This is a genomic window from Finegoldia sp. P2-F-LR (assembly GCF_052932265.1).
Map to the genome: position 1 here is coordinate 1 of NZ_JBRFJF010000013.1, position 12,976 is coordinate 12,976.

At 27.2% G+C, this 12,976-nt stretch carries 9 protein-coding genes; 1 reads left to right on the forward strand and 8 read right to left on the reverse strand.

Annotated features, from left to right (window positions below; all coding sequences use genetic code 11):
* Positions 1-164: 164 nt before the first annotated feature.
* The 7 genes from ACU68W_RS08230 to ACU68W_RS08260 all read right to left on the reverse strand — a co-directional run bounded on the left by ACU68W_RS08230 (position 165) and on the right by ACU68W_RS08260 (position 11,897).
* Positions 165-1,637: a hypothetical protein gene (locus ACU68W_RS08230; protein WP_446756388.1), complete on the reverse strand. Its 1,473-nt coding sequence runs from the start codon at positions 1,635-1,637 to the stop codon at positions 165-167.
* Positions 1,621-2,904, reverse strand: a complete 1,284-nt coding sequence (locus ACU68W_RS08235; protein WP_446756389.1) for a HAMP domain-containing sensor histidine kinase — start codon at positions 2,902-2,904, stop codon at positions 1,621-1,623. Before ACU68W_RS08235 ends, ACU68W_RS08230 begins: the two co-directional genes overlap by 17 nt.
* A 122-nt stretch (positions 2,905-3,026) precedes the next feature.
* Positions 3,027-3,716 carry a response regulator transcription factor gene (locus ACU68W_RS08240; protein WP_094208482.1) on the reverse strand — a complete coding sequence of 230 codons (690 nt, stop codon included), beginning with the start codon at positions 3,714-3,716 and terminating at the stop codon, positions 3,027-3,029.
* 36 nt (positions 3,717-3,752) lie between these two features.
* Positions 3,753-6,656: a UvrD-helicase domain-containing protein gene (locus tag ACU68W_RS08245; protein WP_446756390.1), complete on the reverse strand. Its 2,904-nt coding sequence runs from the start codon at positions 6,654-6,656 to the stop codon at positions 3,753-3,755.
* Positions 6,649-9,327: a PD-(D/E)XK nuclease family protein gene (locus tag ACU68W_RS08250; protein ID WP_094223370.1), complete on the reverse strand. Its 2,679-nt coding sequence runs from the start codon at positions 9,325-9,327 to the stop codon at positions 6,649-6,651. Before ACU68W_RS08250 ends, ACU68W_RS08245 begins: the two co-directional genes overlap by 8 nt.
* Positions 9,320-10,939, reverse strand: a complete 1,620-nt coding sequence (locus ACU68W_RS08255) for a nucleoside kinase (RefSeq protein WP_094223369.1) — start codon at positions 10,937-10,939, stop codon at positions 9,320-9,322. Before ACU68W_RS08255 ends, ACU68W_RS08250 begins: the two co-directional genes overlap by 8 nt.
* Positions 10,932-11,897 carry an RluA family pseudouridine synthase gene (locus tag ACU68W_RS08260; RefSeq protein WP_094223368.1) on the reverse strand — a complete coding sequence of 322 codons (966 nt, stop codon included), beginning with the start codon at positions 11,895-11,897 and terminating at the stop codon, positions 10,932-10,934. Before ACU68W_RS08260 ends, ACU68W_RS08255 begins: the two co-directional genes overlap by 8 nt.
* Before the next feature lie 60 nt (positions 11,898-11,957).
* On the opposite strand from ACU68W_RS08260, the gene ACU68W_RS08265 reads away from it, so the two are divergent.
* Positions 11,958-12,347: a hypothetical protein gene (locus tag ACU68W_RS08265; protein WP_094223367.1), complete on the forward strand. Its 390-nt coding sequence runs from the start codon at positions 11,958-11,960 to the stop codon at positions 12,345-12,347.
* Here the strand turns inward: ACU68W_RS08265 and ACU68W_RS08270 are convergent, their stop codons facing one another.
* Positions 12,348-12,878 (reverse strand): DUF6648 family protein, encoded by a 531-nt coding sequence (locus tag ACU68W_RS08270; protein ID WP_094223366.1) that lies wholly within the window; start codon positions 12,876-12,878, stop codon positions 12,348-12,350.
* Between the last annotated feature and the right edge of the window lie 98 nt (positions 12,879-12,976).

Below are 12,976 nucleotides of genomic sequence, written 5' to 3' on the forward strand. Positions count from 1 at the left end.
CTATTGATTTGATTCCACCTGATTCACCTGATAAGTATTCTAGTACTAATTTTATTTTAAATTCTTTTGTGTATTTTGGCATACAAAAACCCCTCCATCCGTATTCCGGATTTTGGGGTTCAGGTCAATTTATAGATTATCTACTTCTTTTTTTCTATTAATTTTTATTGTCTTAGGTTAGTAATAAATGATGATGGAATTTTATCGTTGTTTTGAAATTCTTTTTTCCACATTTCTGCATAATTTCCTATTGCCCATTCACTCATTATAATAGAATCATCTTTCGTAATTGGTATACTACCTATTAATTTATTATCGTTAGAATAATCATAAATTAATATTTCGTCTGTCGTTTGAACTATTAGTATTCTTTTATCAGGAGAAGAATAAGCATCTATCGCACTGCTTTTTAAATTTTTTATAGATTGCCAATTCATAGATAATTCATCTGGTGATAAATTCAAATGTGAAACGATGTTGAGGATTACATTTTTCAACTTAATCTCATTATTTTCTTTGAATGTATATTGTGTTTGATAATTCCATTTACCAGAATTTCTTACAATTCCAATATTTTTATAATCTTCATTTTTATCATTTGAAGAAACTTCAGAATTAGACTCTGTGTATTCCTCTGCAATAGAATTTTTCAATACATTTACAGCTTCTTTTCCTCCGATTTTATCAATATTAAGTTCATTATTATTGCTCATTTTATCGATATCATATATAGAATAATATTCAAATTGATCCTTATTTCTCATGATTGAAATATATTCTGGACCTAGATATGTTATTTCTGCAGATGTGTCAAATTCCAATTTTTTATTTTCTTTAGAATTATCTCCTGAATAAACTGGCTTAGCTAAAAATTGCTCTACATAGTTATTATCAAATTCATTCTTTTTGTATTCCATAGTCCAGAACCCATTTTTTCTAGGTAAAAACAATGCAGATGTTTGATAAATCTGTGCGCGATTTTTCTTGTCGATATCCAATAAAATAGTCCTATAAGATATATCACTTTCATCATTTCTTACAACTTTATTTTTAATTCCAATTAAAAGAGCAATATTTTCTTTGTCTTTTAAATTGTTTCCCTTATTTTCATAATATTTACTTTCATAGGCTGACTGATAATTCTCAATAAAAGTTCTGCTTACTTGATTTTCAGTTTTTTTCATGTAATAAAGTACTCCGTTGTATGGTAAAATTATATTGTTTTTATCCATTACAACAACATCTTGATAAAACTTGCTGCCATCAGAAATTGTAATGACCATTTTCTTATCTTTAGAAAATTTCTTACTTATATTTTCATCGCTTGTTTTTTTACTTAGATAATTTTGTAAACTGACAAATTTAGACGAAAATTTAGGGTTTATAGTAAATCTTTTTCCAAAAACAACTATAGATTCATCGACGTAAAGTTTACCTATTTCATCTGAAACTTTGGATTTAGAATCAGAAAAGCTTTCTTTCTTATCAATTTGCCACACACCTGCTGCAACCAATAAATTATTTTCAGGAACTTTGATATTTTCAACTGCAGATTGTTCTTTATTTCTGAACATTATGAAAACAATCAACAAAATTAAAACTATCGTACCTACCAAAATACTAGTTGTTTTTTTCATTTTCATCATCTCCTAATGGCAATGTAAACGAAACTGTAGTTCCTTCATATAATTTAGATTTAATCATCAATTCTCCCTTGTGAAGTTTTACTATTTCTTCACAAATAGAAAGCCCCAAACCTACATGAGAATTCGAATTAGATCCTTTGTAAAATTTTCCAGTTACAAGTTCTATTTCTTCAAATGAAATTCCTATCCCTGTATCTATTATAGATACTTCTGCAAATTTTTCCGTTTTTTCAATATTAATAATTATCGTTCCTTTTTCTGGAGTAAATTTTATAGCATTATCTAAAATATTAATGAAAACTTGCTTAATTCTATCTTCGTCAAATGTAGCGATGAGTTCTGGACTTTCATAATTCAATATCAAATCAATTCCTTTTGAACGAACTTTAGGAAGCAATTGATTTTTGATGTGTTCTGCTAATTCAATTAAGTTTTGTTTTCTCTTAATGATTGAAATTTTTCCAGAAGTAAACCTTGAAAAATCAAGTAACTCCTCAACCATGTTTGTAAGTCTGTCGCATTCGCTATCGATTATATCAATTCCCATAGTTGTTGTTTCTAAATCTGAAGGATCATATTTTAATGTTTGTGCCCATCCTTTTATAGAAGTTAACGGTGTTCTCAATTCATGTGACACACTTGAAATAAATTCGTTTTTCAATTGTTCTTTCTTGTTAATATTGTCCGTCAATAAATTCAAAGTCATTCCAAGTCTTCCGATTTCATCTGTATCATTTTCTTTTGCTCTTACTTCCAAATCACCTTTAGCCATTTTTTCAGCAGTTTTTGCAAGACTATTTATTGGTTTGATAATGCTTTTAGTTAAAATTTTACTCAATAAAATACTGAATAATATTACCAAAAATCCGAACAAAGCGAACGATACTGACTTCTCTCTTATTGCCCTGTCTACTTCTTTTAAACTTGAAATGTATCTTAAAACTCCGACTTGTTTTCCCCTGGATTCAAGTGGTACTGAAACAGAAATAATATTTGAATCAGAATAACTAACTTTTCCAGTGTATCTCCCACTTTGACCATTCATCGCGCTAACTACATCAGATGTTTCTATTTTTTCACCCAAATTAGGGCTTGCTATTGAGTCAAACACGACAACTTGATTATTATCCAAAATTTGCACTTGGCAGTCAGTTTGTCTGTAAAACTGGTTTTTATCTTCGGCAATTACTTCATCTAGTTCATAATCTGCCATATAAGAACTATACAAATTTGTAGAATATCTTATTTCGTTGTTCAAAACGCCTTCCATTGTAGAATAATAATAAAACTTAGTAGCATAAATAGAAAATATAACAAGTATTATCGCGGTAATACTTGTTAAAAATACAAAGGAATACATTATTTTGTTTTTAATACTCATTAATTTTTATTTTCCCATCTGTAACCAACTCCCCACACTGTTACAATGTATTTTGGGTGAGTTGAATCTTCTTCAATTTTGCTTCTCAATCTTCTCATATTAACATCAACAATTTTAGCGTCGCCTATGAAATCTTCACCCCATGCTTTATCCATTAATTCATCTCTAGTAATTGCTTTTCCAGGATTTTGCATCAAAAGTTTTATTATGTTAAGTTCTGTTGGAGTTAATGTAATTTCTTTTCCATTTTTATAAAAAGTTCTCGAATACATATCAAGTTTGAATGTTTCATCTTCAATAATTTGACTATTATTTTGTTTTTGTGGACTTCTTCTTAAAACAGATTTTATCCTAAGAATCAATTCGCGAGGATTAAATGGTTTTGTCAAATAATCGTCTGCTCCTCTTTCAAGTCCTTCAATTTTATCGTTATCTTGAGTTTTTGCAGTCAACATTATAATAACAATATTCGGGAATTTATTTCTTAAAATTTTGCAAACTTCAAACCCATCAATTCCAGGAAGCATTATATCTAAAACAGCTACATCTGGCTTGTTTAATTCTGCTAACTCTACGCCTTTTTCTCCAGACTCAGCTTCTAATATTTCAAATCCTTCTCTTGCTAAATTTATTTTTGTAAATTGTCTTATATTATCTTCATCTTCTACTAAAAGAACTTTAATACTCATATCACACCTCATGTATTATTATAACTCATAATTTAGCTAATTCAATTGATCTACATAATTGTTAAGAAAAACCTCAACCTCTTGTTCGCAATTTGGGTCGTAATTTTTTTCAATAATGTATCCTTTTCTTAAATTTACAAGAATCATTTTAATATTTTTGTTGTATTTTTTGCTCAAAACATAAGAATAAAACTTCAATTGCATGTGATATTTTTCGTACAAGTATTCTTGTGATTGTGAACTAATTTTATAATCATAAACTTTTATTTCTTCATCACAAAATTCCACTCTATCCATAAATCCAGATATCATAAGATTTTCGTACAATAAATTAAAATCCATTTCATTTTTATAATTTGAAAAATCTGTTATAAATTGGTTAAAGTTTTTAGTTGCTACATTGAAAATTTTCTTCTCATTTTCATTTAAGAAATCTACTTCTTTTATACATGGATAATTACTTCCGTCAGATAATTTCGCATACATATGAACCAAATTACCAAGTAATATATAATTTATTGAAGATTTTTGAAGATTACTATCAAAAATTTCTTCATTGGAATTTAAAATACTTGTAATACCAATTGGAATAAGTTTTTCGACTTTTACTTTCTTTGGTTCTGGTATATCGAATTTTGTTTGTATTTTTTCGAGTAAAAAAGGTTTCTCATTTAATTCTAAAAATCTTATACTTCCTCTTTGTTGCAAGTCCTCAATGTATGGACTTATTTGTTTGAAATGTCCCGATTTTTTTGAATTCGAAAAAGATAATTCTTTTTTTGCACGTGTGAATGCCGTATAGTACACGTTGTCAACTTCGTAATCATCCTCTTCTTCTATTAATTTCTTAACTTTTGTCATTCTAAATTTTGAAAAAGGAAAATCTAGCACGAATTGCATCTGAATGTTTTCGTTGTCTATAAATAATAGAAATTTATCTTTGTTAATTGATGGTTTTGATAGATTATCCACTATAACTTTTTCAAATCCCAAACCTTTTGACTTATGAATAGTCATCAGTTTTACCAAATCACTGTGTTCATCTTCAAAAGACATTTGATATAAGTTAGTATTATTTTCAAAATAATCTACAAAATCTTCTATACTATAGTTGTTGGCATCAAATTGCTTTGCAATTTCCAAAAATTTAATTATATTTGCCTTTGATTGAAGATCATTAAATAATCCTAAGTAGTCAATCTGTTCAATATAATTAGACATTGAATCGTAAATTGTATATTTTGTAAGATTTTCCGTAAAATCTACAACTTGTTCATCAATTTTTTTCATAGTAGATTGATAGTTATCTGTTTGATTCAATATTTCATTGTAATCCACATCATATACATTAGATAATATTCCTACTTTACTTATGTCATCACCGTATCGTGCGTATTTTATAAACTGAATCAGATTTAATACTTCTCTGCATTCTTCAAGTCCTTGTTTGTCGAAAATATAATAAGGAATATTTCTATTTGCTAAACTTTTTTCGTATTCCGAGAAATCATTCTTAGTTCTTGCTAAGATAGCAGTGTCTTTAAAATTATCTTCATTGATGTATGAAACCAAAATATCTGCGGAATCATCTTTTGTTTTTGCGTCCTTATTGTTGAGTTTAAATTCATCTCGGCCGATTACATTTCCCACTTCATTAACTGCGATTAAGCTATCGTATCTATCCTTCATTTTATTGGAATAAATGTAATTAATAGGCTCCATTATATTTGGATGTGTTCTATGATTTTCATGGAAAGTTATATCTTTACCGCCACTTTTTTTTATGTCTTCTCTGGTTTTTTCAAATACTTTTATGTTCGCTCCTCTAAAACTATATATAGCTTGTTTGGGGTCTCCAACTACGAAAAGATTATTTCTGTCCAAAACTTCATCATCACTGCACAACATATAAAAAATATCTCTTTGTAGGTTTGATGTATCTTGATATTCATCTATCATAAAATATTTGTATTTTTCTTTACAAGATTTTAAAATATTTCCATTTTCCAGAGCTTTTTTACACATTATTTCAATATCGTTAAAATCTAAGAAACTTTTTTCATTCTTTTTTATTGAATATTCTCTATTAACTTCTATCAAAATATCGAAAAAACCTTCATACAAATCTATATAATCTTTTTCTTTATTTGAAAGTATCGCATCAACTCTCTTATTAACTTCATCAATTATTTCCTGAACATTTTCTTTCTTGCTCTCTCCCAAATTTTCATAGCTTCTTAATAAAAATCTAGTAAATTCTTGGAGTTCTAAATTTTGATTATCATCATGCAAAAATTTATATAGTCTACTATTTTTCGTCAACCCTTTAATACTATCTGATTCTTCTCTTAAATCGAATAGATAATTTTTGATTCCGATTATATCCTCATCATCAATATTTCTCAAATTAGTTAATTGAAGAATTGTTTCTCTTTTAATAACTTCAAAGTCTATGTTATTTGTTCTTAATTTATTGAAAGAATCTCTGATAATTTTAAGCGTGTCTGAATATGAAATATCTAACTCACTACCAAGATTTTTAATAAAATCAATCCTATCTTCTAAGATTTTATCAAAAATCTCATTAATCATTTTGTTAGATTGATCATCTTCTATAATTTGAAAACTAGGATCTATTGATAAATAGTACGAATTATCCGACACGATCTTTTTGCAAAAAGATGAAATGGTGGATACATTTATGTAGTCTATTAGTCTGGGATTGTTTAATTTTTGAATAATTCTATCCTTCATTTCATCAGCAGCTTTGTTCGTAAAAGTAATGCACACGATACTTTTAATGTCGATACCTTTTTCGTACATATATCTAAATCTTTCAGAAACTACTTCTGTTTTACCAGTTCCTGCACCTGCATTTACACAAACATTTTGATTTATAGTAGAATAAGCTAATTTTTGATTGTCGCTGAATTTAATCATTGCTAGCTTTCCCTTCTGTGTTTTTTAATTTGCAAATTTTATTAAAATCACAATATTTACAAGCATTGTCATCACTTGCTTTTACGAATAAGTTCTTATTACTAATATTTTCTCTGAATTCTTTTACTTTCTGAATCATAATTTCATCCAACTGATCCTTTGAAACATTTTGAAGATATTCATATTCTTCATTATCTCTAATGCTTTTGTATTTACAACTTACAACATCGCCGTACGAAGAATATATTGCAAATTGAAATCCCTTGTTTTTGTCCAAATCCTTTGCTTTTCTGAAACTATTTTTCGATAATTTATAGTCTATTAATCTAATCTTACCTGCATCCGTTTTATCAACTCTGTCAATTCTTCCTGTAAATTTAGTGTTTTCGTCCAAGCTGACAATAAAATCTTCTTCTAATTTATATGGATAAAACTTTTCAGATTCGTTTTTCATGTTGTAAATGTCAGTTATAACAAAATCCTTGAGTTTGTTCAAATATTTTTCGTAATCAAATTCATTTTTCTTAATATCAGTGTTTAATCCGAACTTTTCAAACGAATTTTTAAGCAATCCATCCAAACTTGAAACATCTAACTCACATTTGCCATCTATAGCATCTCTTATTTTCGAAATATTTATTCCGTAAAATTCTTCCAATGTGTTGTGCAAAATAGTTCCAATATCCAATTGTCTAGACTTTATTTGCGATTTAAGTTTCAAATAATATCTAAAATAAAACTTCATTGGACATTCAAAATATGTTTCAAGCTGAGTTGAAGATAATTCTTTCTTCAATATATATTGTGTTGTTTTGTCATCCACTTCAAAATCTGAAATATCCTTTGAGGATATTCTGTTTTCTATTCTATTTAAATGTTGTTTCAAAGAATATTTCTCATAAGCTGACACGCTGTGAAGTTTTTTTGTGTCAATTTTTTTGATATTTTTCATGTTAATTTTCTTTATTTTTTGACTTGATTTTATGTTCTTATCCAAAATCAACCTTGATTTTATGTTGCTCTCAGTATTGTAAGAAAGATAGATTTTTTTATTTGCTCTATTTATTGCATCAATAAATCTATCAATATTTCTTTTTCTATTTTCTGCGTCTGACAAAATGTCGATTACTCTTTTTTGTAGAAATTCTATATTATCTTCATTGTTAAAGAAATCATAATTGATTTTTCCTGGAATCACATCATCATTCATATTAACTACGTATAAAACATCGTAGTTTGAAAGTCTAATATCCGTAAGGGAATATATTCTAATTCCATCTACTAAATAATCTGTAGAATCAACCTTCAAATTTTTTATCAAATTCATCAAATAAGAGTTAATATTTTCCGATTTTTTAACAAGTTCAGCATAATTTTTATACAAATCCTCAAGGATTATCAAAAGTTTTTCAGAAAACAAATTAAATCCTTTATCATTGCTTTCTTTTTTTTGAATTAGTGCTATAAGATTAGCTAAAACATTAATGTTTGTTTCTATAAAAGATAAATAATACGATTTAATCTCTTTTAGAATTTGTAAATTAGTTTCATAATTAACATTTACTTTTAAAATTTTAACTAAATCTTCCCAATCATCAAACTCAAAATCCGACAATATACTTCTGAACGTAACTTTATCCTTCAAATCAAATTCGAAAAAACAACTATCTAGTGTAGAAAAAATATATTGCTTTAAAGTTTTCGTATTATCAAGTAGATTAATTATATCTAAGAAAAATTTGTAGTCACGATACGAAATATAATCATCTCCAAAAACTGGAATATCGTGTAATTTTAAGGAATTCAATATTTCCCTTTTTGAGGAATCTTTTTCTAAAAGAATTGCCATTTTATTATAATCATAAGTGTATGAATCTTTTGATATTTCATTAATTAGTCTGTCTTTTTCCAAAATTTCATTGGTTAATTTAACTACCTTTTTTTCAATGAAATTATTTGGTTTTGATTTATCCCCATTTTGAATAACATCAAATCCAATTTCTTGTAATTGATTTACTAACTCACTTTTGTATTCGTTGTAATAATCCATGAAAATATAGACATTAACATCATAATTTTTCAACTGATTTATTACTTCCAATTCAATTGGTCGAAACTCACTGAATCCATGAATGTAAATATCCTTGTTTTTTTGAAGATTAAGATTTTTTGTGTCATAGGCATCAAATTTATCCAGAAAATTATTTTGTTTCATAATGCTTTGATATTTTTCATACACTTTACTTAAAATATTTAAACTAACATTGTGACTAGAGATTTCTTCAAGTTCATCTATTTTTTTATTTGAATACTTACATGTAGATATAAATCTTTTGGATGAATTTATCATTCCATTAGAATTGAAAAATTTATTATCCTCAAACACCCCTTCATTGATAAGCTCTTTAATTGCTAGTCTCAAAATCAAATCTGTCAGATATGTTGAAATGTCTGAAGCATTTACTAGATCATCTATAGTCCAAATCTTCACGTCGCATAGCACCGATTGTTCTTTTAAAAACTTATTTCTAATATTTTTAATTAGCTTTCTATTTGGCAAAATTAAAATAAAATCAGTGTTGCCATTTCTAATTTGATTTTTTAAATAAGATATATTTTCATCAAAAAGCTTTGAAGAATTTGAATTAGTGTACACAATTCTCTTATTCATTGTAATCTCCTATGAATTCTTGTAAAATTGAGTTTTTAGGGACTATTGAATCGTCTTTTATTTCTATAAAATAATTCAAAATGGATTTTAACCTTTCAATCTCTGTAAAGTTATGACCGTTTTTATCGTAATTTTCCACTAATTTCAAAACGTATTTTTTCAAAATATTAATTTCATAAATTAATGATGAGTCTATTATACTGTCTGCTTCATTTTGATATGGAAAAACATTAACATATTCAGCAGCGTGAACTCTTGGCCACTCAGACAATGTATCATCTACGCTTTTATCTCTTTGAACAAAATCTCTTACCATTCTTCTCATAAGTCTAATATCTGTAGTTGAGATTCTGTTGTGACAATCAATGCTTAGTTGTGTCAATGCTGATACATAAATTTTGTATTTGTCCTTATCTGGAACTAGACTTGTAAGTTTTGGATTAAGTCCATGAATTCCTTCCACAATTATGATTCCATTTTTGTCCAATTTTGTGTAAGTATCGCCATATTCTCTTTCGCCTGTGATAAAATTATAAATTGGCAAATTAACATAATCGCCTTCTAATAGTCCCATTAAATCTCTGTTAAACGTTTTTAAATCAAGTGCATTAATCGATTCGTAATCCCTGTTGCCGTCTTCATCCAAAGGAGTGTCCACTCTATTTACAAAATAATTATCCATCGAAATAGGAATAGGATTTTTGCCTCTTACAGCTAATTGCACAGAAAGCCTTTCAGCCATTGTTGTTTTCCCTGATGAAGAAGGTCCAGATATTTGAACTAATCTCGCATTGTTGTAAATAATTTTGTCGGCAATGTATGAAATTTGATTTTCAAAATAAGCTTCATTTACGTTAACCAAAAAATCCATATTTCCATCCTGAATTTTTTCATTCAAACTTCCCACATAACCAATATCCAACATTTCAGTCCATTTTTTTGATTTGGAAAATATTTTTGAGAGAGCTTTTTGTTCTTTAAAGTCGGTAAATTCACCAGTTCTACTGACACTTAATGCTACTCCTGGAAAATAGTTGATAAGTTTGTAATGTTTCAAAAATCTCGTAAATGGAGCTACAAATCCTTCTATACCGAAGTAATGATTGTGACATTTGTACAAATACACTTCATCCTTGTCTAAACTTTTTAGTAGTCTTGATTTTTGAATGTATCCTTCCTCTTCAAAAATATCAAAAGCTTCTTTCCTAGAAACTTTTACTCTTTCAATTCTAAGATTTTGATTAATCAAATCATCCATCAATTCTCTAATTTCTTCCAAATCTCTAAAATGAATTTCGTTGTTATTTTCGAATTCAAGATACATATAGTCTCCAATTGTATATTCAACTACTAATTGATCTTCGGGAAATTTTATTTTAAATGCCAGTAGCAACAGCAAAATTCCTGTTTTCATCAATGTGTCTTGTGAATATACGCTATTTTCATTTACAAACTCAATCGTATCTCCATCATCTATACTACTCATAATATCGACAAGTTTATTGTTCTTTAACGCAACAATACTTTCTTCAAAACCACATTGAATGCCATAATCATAAATCGTCTTATCTTTATAGTCGTATATTTTATTGTTGTTAATTATCTTAATCATATTTACTCTCCAAATCGTTCAATATTTTCTCAAATAAATCATCTCTTTTGCTTTCAAAAACCATAGATTCATATTTTTGGTATTTTTCCATTTTTTCTGGAAATATTAGCTTATACGAATGTAATAATTGAAAATTCAAATCGTACTTATTTTTGAAATATTTATTAACATCTCTGTTTCCATATTTAATATCGCCAATTATAGGGTTATTAATGTGTGACAAATGAGCTCTGATTTGATGTGTCCTTCCAGTCAATAAATCTACATTGACCAGTGAATATTTCCCGAAATTTTTCACATTCCATACTTTTGTCATGCTTTTTTTTCCACTTGAATTGACCACAGATTTGTTCTTATCATTATCTTTTTCTAGAGCCAAATCAATTGTTTGGTCTTTGAGATTACCAACCACAATAGTTTCGTAAATCTTAGTAATTTCGTGCTTTTTGAATAAATCATTTAAATATTTCAAGCTATCATAAGTTTTTGCACCTACAACAATGCCAGAAGTATTTCTATCCAATCTATTTACTAAAGCTGGTGTAAAAGTAGAGTTTTGTGTTGGCGTAAACTGATTTGTTTTTATCAAATAGCTTACCATCATATCCACTATATTTTTCCCATAATCTTGAGGATTAGCTGCGTGTGATAATACTCCAGTTTTTTTATTAATCAATATTAAATCATCATCTTCATAGATTATATCCAAGTTAAAATCCTCAGCGGAGTATACCCTATTATCTTGATATTTTTCAATAACTTCATCGTACAAATAAATATTTACCACATCGTCAATTTTCAGATTATAATCAGGTTCTGTCCTTTTTTTATTAACTTTTACTTTTTTAGTTCTGATAAGTTTTTGGATATGATTTTTGCTCATTTTTGGCATCAATTTCATAATAAACCTATCTACCCTTTGGTTGCTATTTGAATTATCTATATTTATATGTCTCATTATTGCTCCTATTTGAAAAATTGTTAATAAATCATTATAATTTAATAAGGAAGGTGAAAAATGAAAAATTTTATTGATACAATAGTAGACTTTATTTATAAATTTGCAAAGCTTTTATTATTATTGCTCATTCTAGTAGCTACAACATTTTATGTTTACAAAACAATTAATTCAATGTTTTCCAAAAACTATACAAGTTCTCAAACTTACTCAAAGGATTTAAAAATCCAACAAGTTACTGAAGAAGTTAAAGACATTGAAATCACAATTCCACCTGAGGCAAAAGAATTGGATGTTTCAAAGATTTTAATCAGTGGAAACATAATTACGAATGAACAAGAATTCTTAGATTACTTAAAACAAAACAATGTTACTGCTTTTAAGGATGGCAATTACAAATTAAATAAAAATATGACTACAGAAGAAATAGTAAACCAAATAAAGAAATAATTAATATCCCTTATTGACATAAGAATCGATAAGGGATTTTTTCTTTATTGGTTCAAAAACATTATTTGCTATCAAATGTTGTTTGATATTTTCATTTATTGTGTGAAAAATCATCTTCTCATAATCTTTGAGTACAATTTCAAAAAGATTATCCCTCATTCTGTAGGACAAAATGTCTATGTAATATGCTTCAACATTCTTGTATTCTATCAATTCCAAAATCTTTAAAATTGTATTATCTTTTTCTAAGTAATAGTTTCTGCATTTATTTAAAGATGCAATATACTTCTTCGTTTTTTTGTTTTTGTATTTGTTAGCTATTGTATTGTATTCCTTAGCTTTTAAATTATAATATTGATAATTAAAAACTCCCTCATTTACTGTTTTAATATCAGTGAAAGGTCTTAGATTAAAACTATTAATCAATACGTTGTTTCTTGAAATAAATTCCTGCTTTGTTATTTTCTCTTCATCTAACAAATCAATCAATTCATTTCTTTTTTTTACATAAAAATCTACATTTCTTTTCATAATTTTCCTCTAACTAAATTATAATTCATATCTCACACTTTTCAAAATTTGCAAATAAAAAAACGGTAAAATATTTTGAAAATTATTTTACCGATAAT

Coding starts and splice junctions, on each gene's coding strand:
- ACU68W_RS08270 (WP_094223366.1), bottom strand. CDS start 12,878: ATGAAAAGAAATGTAGATTTTTATGTAAAAAAAAGAAATGAATTGATT.
- ACU68W_RS08260 (WP_094223368.1), bottom strand. CDS start 11,897: ATGAGACATATAAATATAGATAATTCAAATAGCAACCAAAGGGTAGAT.
- ACU68W_RS08230 (WP_446756388.1), bottom strand. CDS start 1,637: ATGAAAAAAACAACTAGTATTTTGGTAGGTACGATAGTTTTAATTTTG.
- ACU68W_RS08265 (WP_094223367.1), top strand. CDS start 11,958: ATGAAAAATTTTATTGATACAATAGTAGACTTTATTTATAAATTTGCA.
- ACU68W_RS08250 (WP_094223370.1), bottom strand. CDS start 9,327: ATGAATAAGAGAATTGTGTACACTAATTCAAATTCTTCAAAGCTTTTT.
- ACU68W_RS08245 (WP_446756390.1), bottom strand. CDS start 6,656: ATGATTAAATTCAGCGACAATCAAAAATTAGCTTATTCTACTATAAAT.
- ACU68W_RS08255 (WP_094223369.1), bottom strand. CDS start 10,939: ATGATTAAGATAATTAACAACAATAAAATATACGACTATAAAGATAAG.
- ACU68W_RS08240 (WP_094208482.1), bottom strand. CDS start 3,716: ATGAGTATTAAAGTTCTTTTAGTAGAAGATGAAGATAATATAAGACAA.